Source organism: Methanococcus voltae (assembly GCF_024807655.1).
GTDB lineage: Archaea > AGJL01 > Methanococci > Methanococcales > Methanococcaceae > Methanococcus > Methanococcus voltae_D.
On the sequence record NZ_JANUCR010000003.1, the window covers coordinates 85618 to 108901 of the forward strand.

18 protein-coding genes are annotated in these 23284 nt (G+C 29.2%); 7 read left to right on the plus strand and 11 right to left on the minus strand.

Annotated elements, in window-relative coordinates; translation table 11 throughout:
- Positions 1 to 80 precede the first annotated feature (80 nt).
- On the minus strand, positions 81 to 3410 hold the full coding sequence (locus tag J3E06_RS04645; RefSeq protein ID WP_013180120.1) for a right-handed parallel beta-helix repeat-containing protein: 3330 nt from the start codon (positions 3408 to 3410) through the stop codon (positions 81 to 83).
- 289 nt (positions 3411 to 3699) lie between these two features.
- Here J3E06_RS04645 and J3E06_RS04650 point away from each other — a divergent pair, with 289 nt between their 5' ends.
- Positions 3700 to 4134, plus strand: coding sequence for an EamA family transporter (locus J3E06_RS04650; RefSeq protein ID WP_013180121.1), 435 nt, complete (start codon positions 3700 to 3702; stop codon positions 4132 to 4134).
- Positions 4135 to 4424: 290 nt separating this feature from the next.
- A complete protein-coding gene (locus tag J3E06_RS04655) occupies positions 4425 to 4973 on the plus strand; it encodes an acetate uptake transporter (RefSeq protein ID WP_013180122.1) in 549 nt (182 codons plus the stop codon).
- Between the two features lie 140 nt (positions 4974 to 5113).
- On the opposite strand, the gene J3E06_RS04660 is transcribed toward J3E06_RS04655, so the two are convergent.
- The 4 genes from J3E06_RS04660 to J3E06_RS04675 form a co-directional block, all read right to left on the minus strand.
- The gene (locus tag J3E06_RS04660; protein ID WP_013180123.1) at positions 5114 to 5536 is read right to left on the minus strand and encodes a ferritin-like domain-containing protein; all 423 of its coding nucleotides are present in this window, start codon (positions 5534 to 5536) and stop codon (positions 5114 to 5116) included.
- 714 nt (positions 5537 to 6250) lie between these two features.
- Positions 6251 to 6688 carry a jacalin-like lectin gene (locus J3E06_RS04665; RefSeq protein ID WP_013180124.1) on the minus strand — a complete coding sequence of 146 codons (438 nt, stop codon included), beginning with the start codon at positions 6686 to 6688 and terminating at the stop codon, positions 6251 to 6253.
- A 188-nt stretch (positions 6689 to 6876) separates the two neighbouring features.
- On the minus strand, positions 6877 to 7677 hold the full coding sequence (locus J3E06_RS04670; protein ID WP_013180125.1) for a sulfide-dependent adenosine diphosphate thiazole synthase: 801 nt from the start codon (positions 7675 to 7677) through the stop codon (positions 6877 to 6879).
- A gap of 317 nt (positions 7678 to 7994) precedes the next feature.
- A complete protein-coding gene (locus J3E06_RS04675) occupies positions 7995 to 8321 on the minus strand; it encodes a hypothetical protein (protein ID WP_013180126.1) in 327 nt (108 codons plus the stop codon).
- Between the two features lie 1024 nt (positions 8322 to 9345).
- Between J3E06_RS04675 and J3E06_RS04680 the strand changes: the two genes are divergently transcribed.
- From J3E06_RS04680 to J3E06_RS04695, 4 genes are all read left to right on the plus strand, one after another.
- Positions 9346 to 9966: an FmdE family protein gene (locus J3E06_RS04680; RefSeq protein WP_048187122.1), complete on the plus strand. Its 621-nt coding sequence runs from the start codon at positions 9346 to 9348 to the stop codon at positions 9964 to 9966.
- 148 nt (positions 9967 to 10114) lie between these two features.
- Positions 10115 to 11860 carry a formylmethanofuran dehydrogenase subunit A gene (locus J3E06_RS04685; RefSeq protein WP_013180128.1) on the plus strand — a complete coding sequence of 582 codons (1746 nt, stop codon included), beginning with the start codon at positions 10115 to 10117 and terminating at the stop codon, positions 11858 to 11860.
- A gap of 171 nt (positions 11861 to 12031) precedes the next feature.
- On the plus strand, positions 12032 to 13309 hold the full coding sequence (locus J3E06_RS04690; protein ID WP_013180129.1) for a formylmethanofuran dehydrogenase subunit C: 1278 nt from the start codon (positions 12032 to 12034) through the stop codon (positions 13307 to 13309).
- Positions 13310 to 13344: 35 nt separating this feature from the next.
- Positions 13345 to 14685: a formylmethanofuran dehydrogenase subunit B gene (locus J3E06_RS04695; protein ID WP_259164386.1), complete on the plus strand. Its 1341-nt coding sequence runs from the start codon at positions 13345 to 13347 to the stop codon at positions 14683 to 14685.
- A 176-nt stretch (positions 14686 to 14861) separates the two neighbouring features.
- Here the strand turns inward: J3E06_RS04695 and J3E06_RS04700 are convergent, their stop codons facing one another.
- From J3E06_RS04700 to modA, 6 genes are all read right to left on the minus strand, one after another.
- Positions 14862 to 15860, minus strand: a complete 999-nt coding sequence (locus J3E06_RS04700) for a glycosyltransferase (RefSeq protein ID WP_259164387.1) — start codon at positions 15858 to 15860, stop codon at positions 14862 to 14864.
- Between the two features lie 26 nt (positions 15861 to 15886).
- The gene (locus tag J3E06_RS04705) at positions 15887 to 16639 is read right to left on the minus strand and encodes a glycosyltransferase family 2 protein (RefSeq protein WP_013180132.1); all 753 of its coding nucleotides are present in this window, start codon (positions 16637 to 16639) and stop codon (positions 15887 to 15889) included.
- Between the two features lie 166 nt (positions 16640 to 16805).
- Complete coding sequence (locus tag J3E06_RS04710) at positions 16806 to 18176, minus strand: ATP-binding cassette domain-containing protein (RefSeq protein ID WP_013180133.1); 1371 nt, start codon at positions 18174 to 18176, stop codon at positions 16806 to 16808.
- A 120-nt stretch (positions 18177 to 18296) separates the two neighbouring features.
- The gene (locus J3E06_RS04715) at positions 18297 to 19067 is read right to left on the minus strand and encodes a Rossmann-like domain-containing protein (protein ID WP_013180134.1); all 771 of its coding nucleotides are present in this window, start codon (positions 19065 to 19067) and stop codon (positions 18297 to 18299) included.
- Positions 19068 to 19300: 233 nt separating this feature from the next.
- Positions 19301 to 20098 (minus strand): ABC transporter permease, encoded by a 798-nt coding sequence (locus J3E06_RS04720; RefSeq protein ID WP_013180135.1) that lies wholly within the window; start codon positions 20096 to 20098, stop codon positions 19301 to 19303.
- 551 nt (positions 20099 to 20649) lie between these two features.
- Positions 20650 to 21468, minus strand: coding sequence for a molybdate ABC transporter substrate-binding protein (modA, locus tag J3E06_RS04725; protein WP_157209437.1), 819 nt, complete (start codon positions 21466 to 21468; stop codon positions 20650 to 20652).
- Between the two features lie 554 nt (positions 21469 to 22022).
- Here modA and J3E06_RS04730 point away from each other — a divergent pair.
- On the plus strand, positions 22023 to 23243 hold the full coding sequence (locus J3E06_RS04730; protein WP_013180137.1) for a molybdopterin molybdotransferase MoeA: 1221 nt from the start codon (positions 22023 to 22025) through the stop codon (positions 23241 to 23243).
- Positions 23244 to 23284 lie beyond the last annotated feature (41 nt).

The window sequence follows — 23284 nt, forward strand, 5'->3', positions numbered from 1 at the left end:
GAAAAAATAGAAATATTTTATTTTATTTTATTTTTATATTTTTTATTTTTATATTTTTTATTTTATTCTTTTTTATTTAATTAATAAGTTATTTTGTAGGTATCCTCATATCGTTCGACCAATAACGGAAGGCTTGGTTTTGTATCCATTTGCGTGAAATAATCCAAAGCAACCTTAGTGCCTGTTCTATCAGAACCTGCAATATAATATACCGTATAGTTGTTTATTTTCTGTATCTGAATGTATCCCTTGCCTACACCAGGGTATTCATTAGTTATTTGCTCTGCAAACCTATTTTGATAGGTTTTAGCATATAAATTAACTACCGGACCTCCGACAATTACCATATCAGAATTAACTGTGATATTTGCTACACTCATACCTTGAGTCCTGCATACTGTTGATTTTAAGTATTTACCGTATCCCACGTCAACTTCAGAGCCTGCAACGACTATTGCATCATTCATAAATGACGCAACCATTTTTGAAAGTTGTAATTGCTGACTTGATACATCACTTACACCGCTTGAACCCCTATTTGAATGGTAAATACTTGATGGTTGTGGTGGTTCTGGGTCAGGTATTATCGAATCTATTAATTTTTTAAAGATAATATCTATTTCAGGGTCTTGTACGACCGTTATTTCAATTGTATTGTTGTCTATTATTGTATACCAACCTAATTCATTGCCTATATCATTTAATAGTAATTCAGTTTTTGAACCATTTTGTGTTGCATACACGCCGTCTATATCTAAATTACCCTTTGGAACTTGAAGTATCAAAAATCCTTTACTCGTAGTATTATTTGCAACGATTGTAAGTTTTGATTTAAATTCCTTCTCTTCTTTTACGGTTTCAGTCGTTATATTGGATATATTAAATCCTGCATTTAATATAACGGTTATATTATTTTTCAAATCTCGAGTAATGTTTTCCATTTGTGATTGATTTGTAATATTTGTATAATTCATAATTGATGCTACTTCAGCTACTTTATCCATATTTTGTAATGTTTCATTTGTAATGTTTATTGAAACATTTTGTAAATTTGGAATTACTAATGTTTTATTACATTTACCCTTATTTGTGTTATTACCAGTACTTTTACCTGCATTTTTACCTTTGAATTTTATTACAGTAGTGTTATAAGCAGTGTAATTATTTACTTTAATGTCAGAGGTTTCATTTTCAATGTCTCCCCATACATCACTACTTAAATTAATATTACAAAGTTTTTCTTTTATTGTAGCATTTAAAACGTTAAATGTTAAGTTTTCATATCCCTTATTTCCAAAAATATCCAAAACTTCAAACGATACCTTATAGCTACCTGTGGTTTTATTAGATGTAAAGTTTATCCAGTGATTTTTACATTTTCTATTAACTATATCCCAAGTTTCGCAACCTTCGACACTTACCTTTAACGAATCGTTGTTTACAAGTATGTTGTCGCTTAATTTACAGGATAAATTTACATTTGTACCTGTGGTGTTTATACCATTTGGACGTATTTTTCCAGTAATTACCGGCGGTTCAATGTCAATAAGAACCGTATTTAACTTTTCCATGGTAAACTTAAGCGGGTCATCTTTTTCTTCTTCGTTTGTTGAGATATTACTTATTCCCCGTCTTTCATCTTGCACTAATGTACCATTTTGCAATATAACTGCCATTTTCGATAATATTTCAGTGCTATTCATTGAGTATATTGAATATGTTGTTTCATCTACATTATAAAATTCAATATTTGCAGATTTATTTTCAAATTCAGAATTATTTAATAAGATTATTTTTTGTTCTTCAATTTTAATTAATGATGTATCAATATTTTTTAATTTACCTTTAAATGTAATTGCTGATAAATTAAGTGGTTCTGTAATTGTTATTTTACCATAATCATTTTTAAAGTACAAATTACTGAAATTTTGATAATTAGTAGTGTCTACATCATCCAAATTATTTTCGTAATCTTTTTCTTCACAAATTTCGGAAATCGTTGTAAATTCATAATTTATTTTATCGCTATACCTTACAAGATTTTTCATATTTTTTGAAGTATAATAAGGCAATATTTCCACACTACCATAAATATCCTCGATTATTTCCTCGTATTTATTAGTACCCCAGTAGCAATGTGTTGCATTTAATACAAAATTGTTGGTAGGTACTCCATTAATGGTCAATCGAGTGAATTCGTCCAAATTGTTTTCTGTAAATGTAATATTACTTGTAATATTATATACTGGAGAAACTCCGCCGTGGTAGTTTTCTTCCAAATCTATTTGCAAATCGTCCCAATTATTATTTTCAAATACGTTATTTTGAATTAATAGGTCTTTTATGAAAGGACCTGCGTATATTCCAAATTTCTTGTTATTATATATTGAGTTATTGCAAATTGTTATGTTTTGGATAAGTAATACATTATTTATATATTTTTCACTACCTATTCTTATAAGCGTGATACCGTTTCCATACTTATATTTTGAACCTTCTGCATCGTCTCCTTCCGCACCATTGTCATATATATTGTTATTTCTTATTATGAAATTTTTAGTAGCCCCAGCTATCTCAATACCTGAACGTCTACTACCGTAAATGTCATTATACTCTATTACAGTGCCGGATAAATCGGCAACTGGATTTCCTGAATATGTCCCCCATATGAAAATGTTATTACCATTTCCACCAGAGTCAAATATTTTATTTCTTGAAAAAGTACTGTTTGTTATCGAATATTGACCATAGTGAGGTACAATATATAAGCCCATTCTACCTTTATTAAGAGTATCGTTTAAATTGGTATTTGGTCCTATTACGTTATTTTGAACTGTAATATTATTTACATTCGTATTATCAGCATTTACCCTCAATAAATGCCTATTATTTGTATTAGTGTACAAATTCTCCACTACAAATCCTTTAAAAATTACATCATTTGTATTAGTTATATCTACAGTTATTCCGTCTGTTTGAGGATTCGGTGAGCGTATTACACTCTCAACTGTTGTATCCCAGGTGTAATTTACAGGAACTTCATAATCGTCATCTTTTTCTTCATCGTAAGTTGCCCCTAAAATTGTTAAAGGCTTATTAATTATAATATCTTCTTCATACAATCCAGGTTGTACGTAGATTGTATTGTACTCGTGTGCCACAGTTATTGCAGCTTGTAATGGGGTGGCCGAATTTGTTGTATTTATAATACTATTATTTTCGTCCAACCAAGAATAATTTAACTCATAAACCTTTAAAACATCCGAAGCTACAGGAGCAGGTGCCGGATTAGGATTCGGGTTAGGATTAATATTGGGGTCTATGGCACTACATACAGTAATCATACACAACAAAAATATGATAAATGCTGTAATATTTACCCCTTTTTTAAAATTAGTATTTTTTCTCATAATTTCCCCCAAGAAATTAGTTAAAATATCGTGTAGTATAATGTTATAATGATATGTTAGATATCTAATTATATTAGAAGTTAAATTTTACAATTATGTCAATAAATATTATTTTTTTAATAAAATATAAACTTAATAGATTTAATTACTCAAATATTGTATATTATAACTATTAAAAATATTAAAAATATTAAAAATCATTACTTATTAATATAATTTAAGCTAATATTTATGGAACTATATTAAAATTAATATTAAAATTAAAATTAAAATGTAAATCGGTGAAATTATGTATTATTTATCCATTGCAATCGTTATAGTTTCAAGTATATTTTATCACATCCTCCAAAAATCGATTTCTCAGGAGGTAAATCCATTCATCTCTTTGTTAATAACATACATAATGTCAATTATTGCTTGTATATTTGTACTTTTGATACAATACTACAATGGCGAATTAAACCTTACAAATATTACAAGTGCATTTAAACAGTTGAATTGGGCTTCTTACGGATTAGGACTTGTAATAGTGGGTTTAGAGCTTGGTTTTTTACTGGCATATCGTGCAGGTTGGAATATAAGCGTTGCAGCGTTAACGACATATATCATAGTTGCTTTATTGCTCATACCGGTAGGAGTTTTATTTTATAAAGAAGGAATATCTTCTTTAAAAATAATGGGTGTGTTGTTATGTTTAACTGGACTATTTTTAATTAATAAGTAATGAAAATAACGTCTAAAAATTCTTTTTTAAATATTTTTATTAATTAATTGCATTATTTTTTATTAATTAATTGCATTATAATATATAATAAATACATCGTAAATAAATTGTAAATTTCGACTATTGGCGTATTGTTATATGTTATTTATCGAAAAATATATAAATGAAAAAAATTATCTTTTTTTTGTAAATATTTATCATGAATAATAATGATAAATATCAAATAGTAATATCAAATTTTAATATTGGATATCAATAAAATAATAAATAAATAATTTTGAGGTAAAAATATGAATATATCTGAAAAATTAGCAAATCCTGCACCTTTGGGACTTATGGGCTTTGGAATGACTACGGTATTATTAAACCTGCATAACGTAGGTATCTTTGAACTTGGTTCAATGATATTAGCAATGGGTATATTTTACGGCGGTCTTGCCCAGGTTATTGCAGGAATTTTGGAATTTAAAAAAGGTAATACATTTGGAACTACTGCTTTTACATCATACGGCATGTTCTGGATTTCTTTAGTGGCTTTGAGGATATTACCAAAATTAGGGCTCGGTCAAGCACCGGAAACTATTGCAATGGTAGCATATTTAGGTATTTGGGGATTATTTACTTTAGGAATGTTTTTAATAACTTTAAAAGGTAATAATAAACAGCTTCAGTTAATATTTGGGACTTTGGCTCTATTATTTATCTTGCTTGCACTTGGGGATTATACGGGAAGTGCAGTTATAAAAACAATAGCTGGTTATGAGGGTATATTCTGTGGAATAACTGCAATAGGCTCTGCGTTATGCCAAGTTAAAGAAAGTGTAGTAAGCCACAACTAATTTAAACGTAAAAACCCCTTAAAATATAAAATAAAACATAAATAACTATAAAAAAATAAAAGATATTAACTATAAAATATAAAATTAAAAGTAAATTACAATAAAAATAATAAAAATAATAAAATAATTTATTTTTAATTTTATTCACTTAAATATCTTTCAAGTATTCCTTTTAACATTTTAGCGTGTCTTGCTTCGTCTCTTGAACTTTCTTCAAAGAAATCGTGCACGTGCTCTAAATTATGGCTTTCTGCCATATCAGCTGCAGCTTTTTTTTCTTTATTTGCCATAATTTCGCCTTTTAACATCATTTCAATGTTTTCTTTTAAAGTAGGCTTAATTACTTCGTTCATTTCAGCAAATTTGGAAGCGTGTTCAGCTTCTTCCCAAGCCATTGTTTTTAAAACTTCTGCGATTTCTGGATAACCTTCTCTTTGAGCCTGTCTTGCCATAGCTAAATACATACCAACTTCTGCACATTCTCCTTTAAAATTAGCCATTACTTCTTTTTCCATAGGGGTGTTTTTTGAAACCCCAATTTTGTGTTCATTCACTAATTCCATGAAATCACCATCTTATTTTTAGTATACCTATTAATTTCAAACTATATATACTATTTGGATTAATTTAAGTCGTAAAATTAGATATATACGAATTTATGGCGTTAATTTAAAATTTTAAAGGTTTTTCGGATTTTAAATACGTATTTCGTATCCGTATAAAATAATAAAATATTGTATAAAAAATGCACTCGAATTATAATTTTAATCCAAATTATAGATATTAGTCCCAATAGAAAGTTATATATACTATAGTAAAGATAGATATTACCTGTAATTAATTATTATATTAATTTTTTAAACTATTAGTCCATTACTCTCAATAGTTTAAAATAACTTAACTTATTTAGAAACTACCAATATGCTAAACATATATTAATTAAAAAACAAAAAAGTGATAAATATGAAGAACGTGACTTCCTCAAAATATACTGATATTATAAATATAATTAGAATAATTACCGAAATTTTTAGAATAGTATATTATGTTAAAATATTAGGTATGGTCTAAACCATATTATATTATATAACTAATGTACATTATTATTCTTGAACAAATATTATTTGTTATTAGTTCTATATATCAGTTATGGTAAATAAGTATTCAAAATAAGACTATTATAGATTTGAAAGTTACTTTCAATAGTTTAGAAAAAATAGAAATAAGACCATTATAGATTAAAATAAAAAAATATGTAATTATTATTTTTAAATATATTATTTTTTTAGGAATATTAAACCTAATCTATCAATATCAGACCCCGCTCCGCCTTTAATACCTGCTAATTTACCCGTATACGTGGTTATTAGACTTTCTTCGAAATAACCTGCCATAATTGATTTACCTTTTGAGGTAGTAAGTTTTACACCAGTACATCTGCCATCATTGCCTTTTTTATAACCTATTACACTACCAATAATCGTCTCATCGTCATCTATTTCCAATATTACTTCGTGATTTCCCTTTGGGTCCCCAGTAGCATATATATTTGCGTTATTTATGAATTTAACTTCAATATGGTGTAATAATTTGTATTGGTCCGACCAGTTAAATTTAATAGAGGTAATGGTTCCCGATTCTTGCATAAATGTGAATGGAGTTCCGCCTACGCCACCTACCTCAGTGCTGTATATATAGTTGTCATTTTGTGCCATAAAACACCCCCAAATTTTATTATATGGTACATATTATACTTTGAATTTTAAAATATATATTCATATATGTACATATATAATATTTATCGATATTAATGGACAATAAAATAATTAAATAAAAATAAAATAAAATAAAATAAAAATATAAGATATAATATAAAAAAAATAAAATAAAATTCAGTTTTAAATTATTCTCTTAATTTATCAATGATTAATTCAGCAACTTTTTTTCCTGAAAGGTACATGCCACCAAAGATTGCACCCATTCTATAACCTGCGTTATATGCGTTTGAAGCCATTCCACAAGTGTAAAAATTAGGGAATATTTCTTTAGTATTTTCTACGAGTGTATTTTCACCAACATCTGCCCACATGGATTTTTCACCAGGTACTACGATGTTTAAGTCCTTATTTTTTCTCGCAAGTGTATGTACAACTGAAGCGTCGTGTCCTGTTGCATCGATTACACATTTTGCACTTATTGTAATAGGGTCAACATGCAAACCTGCTTTTTCAATTGAATATGACTGTATAACAACCCCAGAAACCTTATTTTCTTTTAAAATAAGGTCTTCTACTACAATACCAGTTAATATTTTAGCTCCTGCGTCAATAGCTGCTACGCCCAATTTTGCAGGGACTTCTACAGAATCAGCCGTGAATAATTCTGCTTCAATTTCGGGATTATCTCCAATATTTACAGGCTTTAAGTTAATTCCTGCTTCTTTTAGGATTTCGTCGGCTGGTTTTTCAACTACGATGTTAGGGAAGCCCATTCCGCCACCCCAAGTTCCGCCACCAAACGATAAGTGTCTTTCTAAAATTACAACTTTTAAACCAGCTTTTGCTAAGTATTTACCGGCGGTTAAACCACTTGGTCCTGCCCCTACAATCACAACATCGACATCTACTATATCCATCCACATTTCAAAAGTAGATTTTAAAATAGATTTTGTAACTATTTTCTCTTCAGCCTTCAATTTTTGCATATTTGCGCCTCTTTTATAGTACTATTGTGTCTTTTTAAGTTTTTTACGATTTATTTTTTTTAAAAAACTATTTTTTAACATATTTTGACACTAAAACAGTATAATAAAATACGTCATAATATATAAATATTGTGGTAATTTATCATTATTAATCATTATAAATAATTATTAATCATGATAATTAGGAATATATTAAAAAAATAAAACTTAAACTTAAAATAAAACTTAAACTTAAAAAAATAAAAAAGAATAAAGAGAATATTATGATAAATAACAATAATAAAATACCATAATTTATCCTAAAATACCGTAATTTATCATTGCATTTTATAATTATAGCTCAATTTTATTCTCAAAAGTCTTCCAAAAAATAAACCCAATGTAAAAAGACCGACCCCTGCTATTGAGAACATTGCCCCATAAATTATAAAATCGTGGCATAAATTCAACGCCAATAATATATTAAAACTTGATAAAGCACTTAATATATCTATAGACTGTATTGAAACTTGTAATAATATAATAACAATGGAAATATCTACCACATATTTAAAAATATCATCGAATAGATACCCCGATAATGTCCCGATAAGCAATAAAACCGGAAATGTGAAGTATTGAAACAGTAAATATTCAGGTGTCATAAAAACCCTCAGTAATTTAATGAGTTTTTACAAATAAATCTACTATATACCTAGTTATTTAATTAAATAATATTTAATACGTACTAATTAATAATTAATAATTAATCAATTTAAAAAATGAAAAATGAAAATATTTAATATAGGTATGTAATTTTATGAATATTTTTATGTGTATTTAATTTTAATAATTTTTTAATAGTATGATATTGGCCCCTAATATTCCAGTATTATTTAACGTGTTTCTATGTATATGGTGTTATTTTAGTACTCAATCGATATTGTACCAATTAATATATTCAACGTGCAATTTCCCCCTTCACACCTCTTCAATTTATAATATGATACTATAGACTATATATTATTTTGTAAAAAACTATAAAAATGGATTATTTTAAAATTAAAACCCCCTCATTTAATTAAAATATATAATAAGACCATTATATTATTTAATTAATAATTGACTTTTAAACTATTTTATTGTAAAAAATTATAATTATTGTAGATATTGCATAGGTATTCTGAATAAAATATATTTTAAAATATAACTCAAAATACATTATTATCCTGTATTTTATAAATATTAAAGTATTTAGATTTTCAATTCTAATATATATAATTTTCTTCTTAGTTTAAATGCAAAGGATTATCATTATTAAAAAGAGATATGGTAATCATATTAATTTACATACATTATATAATGTCAACATATTAAGTAGTATTAGTTAACATAAATATCCGTTAAACGTAATGGAACTACCAAATAAACCGTTTTATATCATAATAACTTTAAAAAATACTTTAAACTAAAATTAATTACTACAGGGCTAAATAATTAAGTAAATAATTTTATTAAGGATTTTAAATTTATGAATGATATATGTTAGGTTATATCGAATAATATCAATATAATGAGCATAAATATTATGGTTTTATGCTGAATTTATACCGAATTGTTCGGAAGTATATGAATTATATGAATTATACAAATTACTAAAAATTGTACTTAATGAACTATGGTGTTTCTATGAGCAAAAATGCAAAAGCAGTAAAAATTGAAGATTTGGACGAGATGAAAATCGTTTTAGAAAATATCGACGACGATGAGTATATTGACCAGATAAGAAAAGTATTCGATTTTCACGGACATATATCAACTGGTGCATTTATCGGTCTTCAAATGTACAGAATCGCTAAAAGAGAATTGAACATTGAAGATGGAGAAGCAATATACATAACGTGTGAGTGTAAAAACTGTATGCCTGACCCATTCCAAATTTTAGGCGGTTCTACCATAGGTAATAACAAGCTAAAAATAAATGATATCGGCAAAATGGCTGCCACATTTAACAGATTTGGGGTAGTTGGCGACAATATTAAAGGTTTAAGAATAATATTAGACGCTAACAAAATGCAAGATTACCCTAAAATATACAATTGGTATATGAACATTGAAAAAGTTCCTCATACTGAAGCTATTTTCGATTTAATTAAAGCGGGAGATTCTGTTTATTCTTGGGAGTATGTAGACGTTGAAGTACCTCCAAAAAATAAAAAAGATGTAAAACTCTGCGAAATATGTAATGAATCGTTTATTAGTAAAGATGGGAGTCCAATCTGCGAAACGTGTGCTAAAAACAAAAAATAAGAATATTAATTTAATAAAATTCTAATAAAATTCTAATATATTGATATAAATTGATAATATATACATAATAAATACGGAATAAATACGGAATAAATTTATAACCCTAATAATTCAATGATATCTAAAATTCAATTTAGATGGTGGTATAATGACCAAAATGATTATTAAAGGAGGTCATGTTTACGACCCACTTAATGGTGTGGACGGAGAGGTAATGGACATCTACATCAAAGATGGCAAGATTGTCGAAAGCCTTTCGAGTGACGAAATAAAGGAAGCAAAAATATTAGACGCAAAAAATAAAGTTGTAATGGCCGGTGGTGTTGATGCACACACGCACATTGCAGGACCTAAAGTAACCATCGGTAGAGTAATGTTCCCAGAAGACCACTACAAGTGTGTAAGGGAAAAAACATACAACACACACTGTGGAACTGGTGAAATAGTACCTTCTACATACATGCAAGGTTATAAATACGCAACAATGGGTTATACAACTACCTTTGAGGCAGCTGTTCCTCCTATGATTGCAAGACACACACACGAAGAGTTAAAAGCACTCCCTATTCTCGATAAAGCCGGATACTTACTTTTAGGTAATAACTGGTTTGTTATGAAATACTTGAGAGAAGGAGACATCGAAAAAGCTGCGGCATATGTTGCTTGGGCTTTAGATGCTACAAAAACCTACGGTATTAAGTGTGTTAACCCAGCTGGTGTTGAAAACTGGGCTTGGGGTAAAAACGTAAACTCTTTAGATGAGAAAAACATCCACTTTGACGTTTCAGCAAGACAAATTGTTGACGGATTGGCTCAAATTAACGAAATGTTAGGTCTTCCAATGTCAATTCACTTGCACGCTAACAACCTTGGACACCCTGGAAACTGGGAAATTACTAAGGATACAATGGATGTAACTAAAAACATTAAAGTTAACGTAAAAGACAACATCTACAACGAAGTTAAAACAAAATTCGACAGTAGAAGAAAACAATCTGTTTATATGACTCACGTTCAGTTCCACTCATTCGGTGGTACAAGCTGGAAAGACTTTGAATCAAAAGCAGACGACGTTTCAAAACACGTTAACAAATCAGACCACGTTGTAATTGATAGTGGTTGTGTTCCATTCGGTAAAGCTATTTGTATGACTGGAGACGGTCCAGGTTTATACGATATCGCTACAATGAACGGTCAAAAATGGACAAACTGTGATGTTGAGTTAGAATGTGGTTCAGGTATTGTTCCTTTCAACTACAGTATTAAAAACAAAGTACACAGTGTCCAGTGGGCAATAGGTCTTGAATTGTTGTTATTAGTTGACCCAGCTAAAGCAATTTTAACAACCGACAACCCTAACGCAGGACCATTCACAAAATACCCAAAAATCATGAGATGGTTGCTCTCTAACAAAGCAAGACAAGATACTATGAAAGAATGCCACAAATGGGCAGCTGAAAGAAGTACTCTTGAAAGCATCGATAAAGAGTTAAACCTCTACGAATTAGCACAGATTACAAGGTCAACCCCTGCAATCGCTATTGGTATGGGATACAGAAAAGGTCATTTAGGAGCAGGTGCTGACGCAGATGTTACAATCTACGATATTACACCAGATTACAACTCTAACGACTATGAAATGCTCGAAAGAGTATTTACAACAACCGCATACACCATTAAAGATGGTCAAATTGTTTCAAAAGGAAACGAAATTGTTGAAACACCAAGCGGTAGGTCATTCTTCGCTAACGTAGCAATGAAAGACGAAATCCAAAAACCAGTTATGGACGACGTTAAGGACTTCTTTAAATACTATACTGTTGGATTTAACAACTATTCAACTCCTGAAGAGTATTTAACAAGACCTACGCCTATGGATATCGATTTAAAATAAATTAATTTAATTACTTATTCGTATATTAAAAATTATGATATTATATTTAAAAATATTATGATTATATTGTCAAATACGAGTATGATTTAATAAAATTCAATAAATTATAAAATAATAAATAAATTACTTAATTTGCATTTATTGCATGGTAATTGCAAGTACGGTGAAACAATGGGAGAAATTATATTAACTCCAAAATATGATGATAGATTTCCTGTTGAATGTGATATGATTACCCCTGATAACTTCTTTGGAAAATCAAATGAAGAAATCCAAGCTGTAAAACTCTGGAAGAGTTCTGTACAATACCCATTGTCAGAATTCTTCGATGTAAAGGGCGATGGTCAAGGAACAGAATCAGCAGCAGACATTCACATCATAATTGATGGAACAGTACCAAAAATGAAATTAATCGGTTATTCAATGACCACCGGTAAAATTACAGTTAATGGAGATGTGAACTACCACGTTGGCTGTGAAATGAAGGGTGGAGAAATTGAAGTAAACGGTAATGCTGGCTCATGGGCTGGTAGAGAAATGGAAGGCGGAACCATTATAATCCACGGTAATGCTGGCGACCACATCGGCGGTAGCTACAGGGGTAAATGGGAAGGTATGCTTGGCGGTAGAATCGTTATCGACGGTAATGCAGGTAGCAGTGTCGGTGATGGTTTAGTTAAAGGTACCATCATTGTAAAAGGAAATGTTGAAGCTTTCTGTGGTATTAGACAAAGCGGTGGTTTAATATACGTCGGTGGAGATGTTTTAAGAACTATCGGTGTAGAAATGAAAAAAGGTACCATCATTGTAGAAGGTAATATTAAAAACTTCTCACCAGGATTCTTCGAACAAACTTTATTAAAAAGCAACGAAGTTCCAAGTGAATTATACGATGAAATCTTGCCTTATGGAGCTAATTTATACTCAAAAAGCTACATAGAATACAAAGGAGACCACGCATTCTTTAATAAACCTAAAGGAAAAATGTATGTTTCTGCAAATAACAACGAGTACTTATTAAGCTGTGAAGGTTCAACCGACAGACCTATCGAGTTTAAAGGTGAAGCTTTAAAAGTTATCTTGAACACAGGAAGTACAATTGAACAAGGTAGAATTATTAAAGGTGGGGACAAATACAGCCCAGAATATAAAGATGTATGTGCTGTATGCCATATTCACCCAGATGATTACCAATTGTTGGGCAAACCAGAAAAAGTTAAAGTTTCAAGCCCTGATGGAAATAGAAGCGTTGTAGTAAGAGCAGAAATGAAAGATAACGTTCAAAGAAGAAATATCTTCATACCAAGAAGTGTTTGGGCGAACGTTATCGTTGATGCTCAATCTGTTAACTCAGGAGCTCCAATCTACAAAGGTGGCGAAGCTTACGTACAACCTACAGATGATGAAATTTTAGAAGCACCATACATCATTGAACAACAATATAAATAATATAAATAAATATATGCTAAATCTTAGGTGAAATAATGGCTGAAAAGATTTTTAAGGACATCATGTGCCCCGTATGTGGCGGTACTTGTGATGACATTGAAATCGTCTGGGATGAAGAAAATAGAAAAATCGAAGTAAGGAATGCTTGTAAGATGGGTGCAGCTAAATTTAACGAGATAGTTAGCCACCACAGGATTATGACTCCTTTAATCGCAGACAATGAAAAAGCAGAGAAAAGAGAAGCAGAATGGGACGAAGCATTGACCAAAGCTGCGGAAATATTAGCAAACGCTAAAAGACCTTTATTATTCATGGGTGCAGAAACATCCTGTGAAGCAATGACTGTAGGATTACATATGGGGGAGTACCTTGGCGGTATTGTAGACTCCAACTCCACTATATGACACGGACCTTCCTTAATGGGAGTTCAAGAAGCTGGTAAACCTGGTGCAACAGCAGGGGAAACCAAAAACAGATCCGACTTGATAATATATTGGGGAACCAATCCTATGGACTCAATGCCAAGACATTTATCAAGGTATGCAGTATTCCCAAGAGGATACTTCACAGAAAAAGGTAGGAACGACAGAAAAGTTATCACTGTAGACCCAAGAAGGTCACCTACCGCACAAGCATCTGACTTACACGTTCAGTTGAAACCTAATTCCGATTACGAATTGTTTTCAGCTTTAATTGTGGCAGTTAGAGGAAAAAGACCACACCCAAGTATTGAACAAATAACTGGCGTACCAGTTGACACAATCATGGAAATGGCAGATATGATGAAAAATGCTAAATTCGGCTCCATCTACGGCGGTTTAGGGTTAGCTTCATCATACGGTAAACACAGAAATATTGAATGTGTTATGAAATTAGTATATGAATTACAAAGATACACTAAATTTACCATCGGTTTAATCAGAGGACACTGTAATGTTGCAGGATTTAACGTTCTTGCGTCATATTTATACGGTTTCCCATTCGGTATTGACTTCTCAAGAGGATACCCAAGATATAACCCTGGGGAATTTACAACAAACGACTTATTGAGAGAGAAGGAAGTTGACGCTGTGCTTGTAATGTGTGCCGACTTAGGTGCGCACTTACCACAGGACTCATCAAGATGGTTAAACCAAATACCAGTTGTATGTTTAGACATCGCTCCTTGTCCAACTACTTCAACAGCAAACGTTGTATTGCCGGGTGTAATTGATGCAATTGAATGTAATGGTACATTCTATAGATTCGATGAAATCCCAATGCACTACAAACCATTTGCTGAATCTCCATTCCCATTCACCAAAAGCAACGAAGATACAATGAAACAATTGTTTGCTAAGGTAAAAGAGCTTAAAGAAGGGCAACCAAATCAATAAATCAATAATTGATAAAAAAATATATTATCAATTATTTTTTATTTTATTTTATTTTTTTAGATTATTAAATCATTTTAAAAAAAGTATAAAAAAGCATATTATTTTTATTACATTAAGTTTATTTTATTATTATTATTATTATTATTATTATTAGTTTATTATTATTATTTTTATTATTATTTAAACGTAGAATTTCCTTTTATTAATCCCTTAAAGAAACCATATGATATTAAACAATGAAATACGAACAATAACACTGGTAAAGTAATATATGATGGCTCTTGAGTTTTAACTATTAATCGAATTGTATCGAGCATTACAATTATAAAATAAATAAACACCAATACGCCCGTTATAATTATAGATAACAACATAAACAAGAATCCAAACGGAAAAAGCCATAAAATATTAAAATATCCTTTTCTAATCATTAAACCTTTTGCAGCTCCGTAATTTATAGTCTGTTTTATAAATTTTTTTACACTCGAACGTGTATAGTAGGAACTAACAATATTAGGATTTGTATATAATTTAAAGCCTTCTTTTATTAAGTGAAGGTTAAATTCAAAGTCCTGACCTGTTATAAAGTCCGTATCAAACAAAATATTATTTTCCTTTATCATTTTTGTGTCATACATCCCATAAACAACCGTATTTGAAAATCTTTCCATCATTAAATATCGGTAGGGACTACTACCGGAGAGTGGTGTGTTGTAAACCAATTTTGAGATTTCAGCGGCGTTATTTTCACATATGCTATGGTGAATACCCCCAACGCCAATGAGTTTAGGCTCTTCCTTTTTTATTTTGTCATACGTTTCCACACTATTTTTTAAAAAGTCATATTCTGGGTAAGCGTGTGCCCCAAAAATTATGAAAAAGTCCCCATTTGCCTGTTTAATCCCCTCATTAAACGCATAAACCTGCTTACGTTTTTCATTTGTAAATATCTTTAAATTTGGGAATTTATGCTTTTTTTGTAATTCTTTAATTACATCGATTGTTTTATCAGTACTTTTTCCATCAAAAATTAATATTTCGTAATTTTCTTGAGGGTAATCTTGATTAAACCAGCTTTCAAGACATTTTGTAATATATTTCTCTTCGTTGAATGTGGGAATTATTATCGAAATAAAATTATTATTAAAATCTATTTTAGTTAAATCCATATTCATAGTACTACCTTTTTATTTTTGCAATTTTAATCCAAAACCTTGCCAAATTTTAACATCAATAGTCTGTAAAAAATTTTAAAGCCCACCATTACGTTAGTGCCTCGTGCCATAGAATATTCGGTGTAAATCGTTTGTATTGGCACCTCTCCGATATTAAGTTTATTCTTCTTAGCGATAATAAGGGCTTCCGAACACGTTTCATATCGGTTTGCCTTAAGTTGTTCTGAAAGTACTTTTAACGCATTGTTTGAAAACGCACGGAGTCCGCTCTGGCTGTCTGTTATGAAATATCCGCCAAGTAAAAAAGTGATAAAACTAAGACCTAAATTACCAACTTTTTTTGTGAAAGGCATATTTTTAAATTCTTTAGGGTCTTTTATTCTGCTACCTACGACGTAATCTTTTGAACCATTTATTATAGGGATTATTACCTTTTCAATGTCTTCAGGTGCGTGCTGACCATCTGCATCAAATGTAATTGCCACATCTGCACCTAACTCGTAAGCTTTTTTTAAGCCGGTAATTGTAGCACCGCCGACACCTTTATTTTTATCGTGTTTTAGAGCTATTACATTGAAATTACCATTATTATTTTTATTATCGTTTATATTACTTTCTTTTTCCAATTCCTGCATACATTCGTAGGTTTTATCCCTACTGCCATCATCTACAATTATTATATTTTTATACTTATAATCTTGTAAATTTTTTACAACCTTTTTAATCATTTTTTCTTCATTATACGCAGGAATTATTAAATATATTAATTTATCATCCATAATTTAACCTTTTAATTTCCTATATCTATCTTATATTTCCAATTTATATATTAATTTATAGGATATGAATCTAAAAACAATAAAAAATTATAAAAAATTATAAAATAAAAATATAAAAAAATAATAAAATAAAGAATAATAAAAAATTATAAAAATAATAAAATAATTAATTATGCTTTTTTTCAAAAACTAACGCATAATTACATATGTGTAAATCAACATTACCCTGTTCAGACAAATCTTTTAAATGGAATCCTTTTTTAGCAGTTTCGATAATCAAATCTTGAGTATCGCCTTTGCAAGTACCGATATCTAAAATTATTCTTTTAGAATTTAATCCTGAATTATTAATACTTGTTATTCTTGCATTTAAAACCTGAGCTTTACATTTTGAGCACTTTGTACAGTTTAATGTTCTTCCTTGTGCCTCCAAACATACATTTTCAGGTCTAATGGTTAAATAACTATTGTAATTTTCATTTAACTGCTTAATAATTGTTTCAAATCGTTCGTTTACAAGATTTTTACCGTTGATTATAATCCCTGAAAATTTTAAACTATCCAATAATTTTTGGCTCGAAATTTTAATACATAATGATTTACTTTTAAAAATTATCTCGTCATTTTTTAAGAAATATTCGCCATTATATATATTTTTAAAGCCCATAAATTTTGCTACATAGGTATTTTTAGGTTGCTCTAAAATATCCTCTAAAGTACCAAACTGTTCAATTCGCCCCTGTTTAATAACACCTAAGTGTTTTGAGAGGACTATTGCTTCATTGAAATCGTGAGTAACGTGTATAAAGCACGTATCGAGCTTTTCGTGTATATCTTTTAAATCATACAATAACTTTTCATAAGTTAGTTTATCAATTGAACTTAAAGGTTCATCTAATAAAACTACTTTAGGATTCATAGATAGTGTCATTGCAAGAGCTACCCTTTGCTTTTCCCCAGAGCTTAAATTAGCTGGTTTTCTATCTAATGTATGCTCTATTTTCAATAGTTTTGCAAGTTCATTTACTTTTTCATCAGTTTTAGATTTTAAAAGTTTTTTATTCATTAATTTATCTTTCATTCGATTAAATAAAGAATTAGACTTTTTGAGTTCATTTACTTTTTCATTTACTTTTTCAGTCAATTCTTCCGATTCATTCCCCTTTTGAATTAATCCAAGACTATTGCCGTATTCTTCTGCACATTTACAACAACAATTTTCATCAAATAGGGCTTTAACAGTGTGTTTATAACCAAAACCTATATTTTCACGTATTGTAAGATGCGGAAACAAGTAATTCCCATTGCAAAGCAATATTTTACGCTTATTTATTTCCTTTTTAGTAATATCTTCCCCATCTAATAAAATAATACCTTCATCAGGTTGTCTAAATCCTGCAAGTAATTCTAAAAGAGTTGTTTTACCACTACCACTCAATCCAACGAATACGCAATAATCGTGGTCCTCAATTTCCAAATTATCAACTGTTAATGTAAAATCAGACAATTTCTTTTTTAAATTTTTTATTTGTATCATTTGAACACCGATTATTGTAGTTTAATGTAGCGTACTCGCTGTAAATAGTTTTAATTTAGTAATTAATTTACTATTTTTAATTTATTTTTAAGTTATTTTTAATTTATTTTTTATATTATATTATTCGCTTCCATAAGCACAGAATCGTTCAATAGGGTACAATTTAGCAAAACCTGCTACCGTAGTCCCGTAAAAGATTATTTTTTTATTATTCTTTTCAGCCAAATTTATTAAACCGATTATTGTACCATTTGCGGTTGTACTGCCTGTAGCAAGTATAATATCAGAATTTTCTATTAAATACTCGTTCATATCGGCGTGCATAACAAATATGCCGTTTTTCATTCTTCCAATATTATTTATGTCCATATCAGTATTTAAAACATTTTCGGCACCGAAAGTTTTAACCATTTGCTTAATTATTGCAGGGTGGTATCCGATAATTCCTATTTTTAAATTTTCTTGGTCATTTGTCTTTAAAATATGCTTTGCTAATTCCTCAGCACATTTTTCAGGGTCAGAACCTTCACAATGTTTTGTTTTATCTGTTTTTTTCAAATATTCCATTATAGCGTTAAACGTTGCGAGTATTCTCTGGTTATCATTTGAGTCGATTACTTCTGAGATAGAACCATTGAATTCCGAAAGGTTTTCCAATGTTGTAAAAGCGTCGCCAACTGAATTTTTGAAGAATGCACGCAATAAAAATTCTTTTCCGTTTAAAAGGGGGTAATCTTTAACGTTTTTAGTGTCTAAATTTATGTTTATAGGTTTTATCTCAATTTTTTCATCTAAAAGATTGTTTTCTTCGCATAATTTTACTAATACATCTTTTAATGTTTTTTGTAAGTCAAAATTCTCATTTTTTAGGGATTCAGTTTCAATTTTCATAGTATTACCTTTTATTTGCATATTTTAATTTATTTTAATTAATTTTAAGAAATTACTCATAATTACTCATACGTGTAAAATTCCATATTACATTTTTACTTTTACTTTATAATACATATATTTTGTTAAATAGTTTTAAAATAAAAATAAATACAATATTAAAACAGAAAAATGTAATATTCAATGTATTCATATTTAATTAAATTATTATTTTTATTTTATTGGTATTGGTATTATGTGTATTTTGAGCCATAATTTGCTATTGTACGTATAGTCATCAATATAATCAATGCCACCATTAAAAATACAAATGCAATTGTTAACGCCATATCTATGTTTCCAAGAGATATATTTAAGAAAACTGCCACAGGTAGCGTCTCAGTTTTCATTTTGGTAGCCCCTGCAACCATCATTGTTGCACCAAACTCACCGATACTTCTTGCCCACGCTAAAAACATTCCTGCGAGTATACCGTTTTTAGCCATCGGTAAACTTATTTTAAAGAAGCTTTCAATCTTTCCCGCACCTAAACTTTGAGCTATGTATTCGTATTTTGAATCTATCTTTTCAAAAACGGATTTTGAGGTTCTAACGATAAAAGGCGTTGCCACAAAAAACTGTGCAACAATTACGCCTTTTGGAGTGAATAAAATACCTTTCAATTGCTCAGAAATTGCCTGACCAAAAATAGTATTTCCAAAAAATACTAAAAGTGCAAATCCGGATATTAACGGAGGGATTACGACAGGAACTTCAACCATTGCATCTATAAGGTTTTTGCCCCTAAAATCATATCTTGCGAGTGCATAAGCCGCAGGAACGCCAATAATTAAACCTAAAGTCGTTGCAATGGTGGCAGTCATTAAACTGAACTGTATTGCAAATTGAACTTCACTTGAAAAAATAGCCATTTTCAAAGTTTCGGGTGTAACACTCCCCAATATCGAAATTAATACAAACAAAACCATTGATATAAATACAGACATCAAAAGCATTGATGAAAATTTTAAAGAATCGTTTATAAACCTCATATTATCCCTTTATCCTTTTTATCCTGTCCTTTTTAATTTATTTCTTTTTAAATTATTTAATTTAATTTATTTTTCTGTTTTAATTTTTTTGTAATTTTTTGTAATTTTTTGTAATTTTTTTGCATTTGTTGCATTCTGTGTAAATTGTAATAATCTTTGAAAATAGAATAAAATAAGAACAAATAGAACGTATATTATAAAAATATTAAAAATATTAAAATAACTACAATACCAAAATGAATTCCAAAATGGTTAGTTATTTTAATTTCTAAATTATTTTAATCTTTTTAGTTGATATAGTGACCAAATGTGACCAAATAATTGCTAAATCTTATTTAATATTATTATTTAATGTATATTAGATATTTATTAACCCTATGATAATTTAAATTTAAATTTTATTTAGTTATTTGATATAACGGTGATTAATTCTTACAAGTCCCCTAAAAATGTAAGAATTCAATGTGACAATATATGTATTATAGTTAATTAAATACTCAATAATTAACTAAGTTTAATTAAATAATGATATTTAATGATTAATTAAATAATTATTGGTTTGTATTATTTAATAATACAAATCCGTTCTTTTCAAATATTGGCAATCCTTCAGTAATTATAAACTGATAAAATTTCTCAGTGTTTGGATTATCTGAAGTTGTTAAGATTGCTACAGGTATTGTTTTTATTGTATTGTATTTTGGGTTTATTTCTATAATGTCAACTTCATCACTTCTTGAAAGTGCGTCAGCCCTCCATACAACAGCTGCATCAGCTTGTTTTTGGCATACATACATTAATGTTTGTTTAACAGTACCTGCTTCTACCAATGTGTTTTCTTTAACTTTATCAGTTATATTTAAACCATTGTTTGCAGCTTTACCCAATATTTTATTAAATGTTTTCCCAATTGCGATACTTTTTTCACCAAGTGATAAAGTGATTCCTTCATTTGATAAATCTTCTAATCCTTGGATATTTTTAGGATTTCCTTTTTGTACTGCAATTACTGGAACGTGTTTTGTAATATTTTCGTATTGTGCAACATAACCTTTTGATTCTTGTAATTTAAAAATATATGAACTATCTCCCGGCATAAATATATCGCCAGAATTTGAGGCAACAATTTTTGAATACAATGCACCACTACCACTATAATCATATTCTATTTTAACGCCGTATTTCTCTTCATATACTTTTGCAATTTCATCCATTGGTATTTGCATCCCTGCACCTACAAATGCCCTAATAGGCTCTGAACTACCCGTGTTCTGATTTTGTGTGCCAGCAGTTTGGTCTGCACCTGACATACATCCCGAAAATGCTGTCATCGTAATTACTGACAATATTACCAATACTAAAAAGCTTATTTTAGCATAGTTAGTCTTATTTTTAGCATTTTCTAAATTTTTATTATCTTTACTATTTTTAATAGTCATATTATCCCTAATAATTAATTGATACGTTGGTAATTAATGATATGGCATTAACTACAGTATGGAGTAAGATATTATATAGTATTAAAATTTTATAAATTTTTACGGTAAATTAATATTTTTGAAACATTCAAGTAATATTTTAGAAATTTTTATTTTTATTAATCATTTCAGATTACCATTTTAAAAATTTCGTAATTAAATATACTTACCTTAATATATAAATGTTTCTATTTTGTATTACAATATTTTTTAAAACGTAATAGTAATATATTAACATTTTTATACTATATAAATCATAAGTAATTACAATTTGTAAGGTAATCAAATATAATTAATAAGTTATATATTTGTAAACAAATATAATGGCAAATATAAGAATATAGCAATAAAATAATAATTATAATACCAATATAATAGTAAAATGAAAATAAAAATAAAATAAAATAAAATAAAATGATACATCAATAAACCAATTATGTGATAATATGATATCAATTACCGAATTAAATAAAATATTACAGAGTAAATTTCAAAATAACAAAACTGAAAAAATAAACCTCAATGACGCATTTAGCAGAGTTATTGCAGAGGACCTATATTCAAATATTGCAGTCCCCCCATACAACAAGTCAAATATGGATGGTTTTGCCGTCAGTGAAAAATTAGACAAATATGTGTTAATTGATGAAGTTCACGCTGGAGACAATCGAGATTTATCAATAAGAAACAATGAATGTACTTGGGTCGCTACAGGCGCTAAATTACCCGAAGGAACTAATTATATAATACCTATCGAATATTTGGGCATTGAAACCGAAGAAATGGTAAATTACATTAAAAATAATGGAAACACCATTATATTAAATTTAAATGAAGAAGAAAATCACATTTTAAGGAATTCATACTTACCAAATAATCCATTTGAAGAAAATCACATCGTAAAAAAGGGTATTGATATAGAAGAAGGTCAATTGCTTCTTAAAAAGGGTACAAAAATTAACGAGAGAAACGTTGGTTTATTGGCTTCTTCAGGAGTTAACGAGCTCAATGTTTATTCACTACCTAAGGTAGGAATTATATCTACTGGCGATGAATTAAAATTAATAAATGACGTTAATTCAAAAACTATTGGCAATATGGTTAAAAAAGCAGGTTGTGAACCTAAATTTTTAGGTGTTTCTAAAGACGACTTTGCAGAATTAAGAAATATTGTTAAAACAGCTTTAAATGAGTATGATGTTGTAATTACTTCTGGAGGAGTTTCTCGAGGTAAAAAAGATTTTACGAAAAGAGTAATTGAAGATTTAGGTTCAGTTTTAATGCACAGAGCCAAAATAAAACCTGGTATGCCCATATTATTGGGAGAAGCTATCGATGAAAATAATATTTGTAAACCATTGATTTGTATGCCTGGAAACGTTACTTCTTGCGTGATAATTGCTCAGGTAGTAGTTTATCCATTCTTAAAAAGTCTTATGCACGAAAATTTAAATAAAAATATTCGGCAATTTAAAATTTCTGAGGAATTGTATTCTCAGTTTGATAGAACCATATATATGCCGGTTAAAATTGAAAATGGTGTTGCTTATCCGACTTTTGAAGGTTCTAATATGATAAAATCAGTTGCTTATGCTGAGGGTCTTGTTGAAATTACAGACGACAAAAAGTATGATAAAGACGAATTAGTAGATGTTTGGATGTTTTAATCAATTTGTATGATATAAGTTATACTTTTTTAATTTTTCTT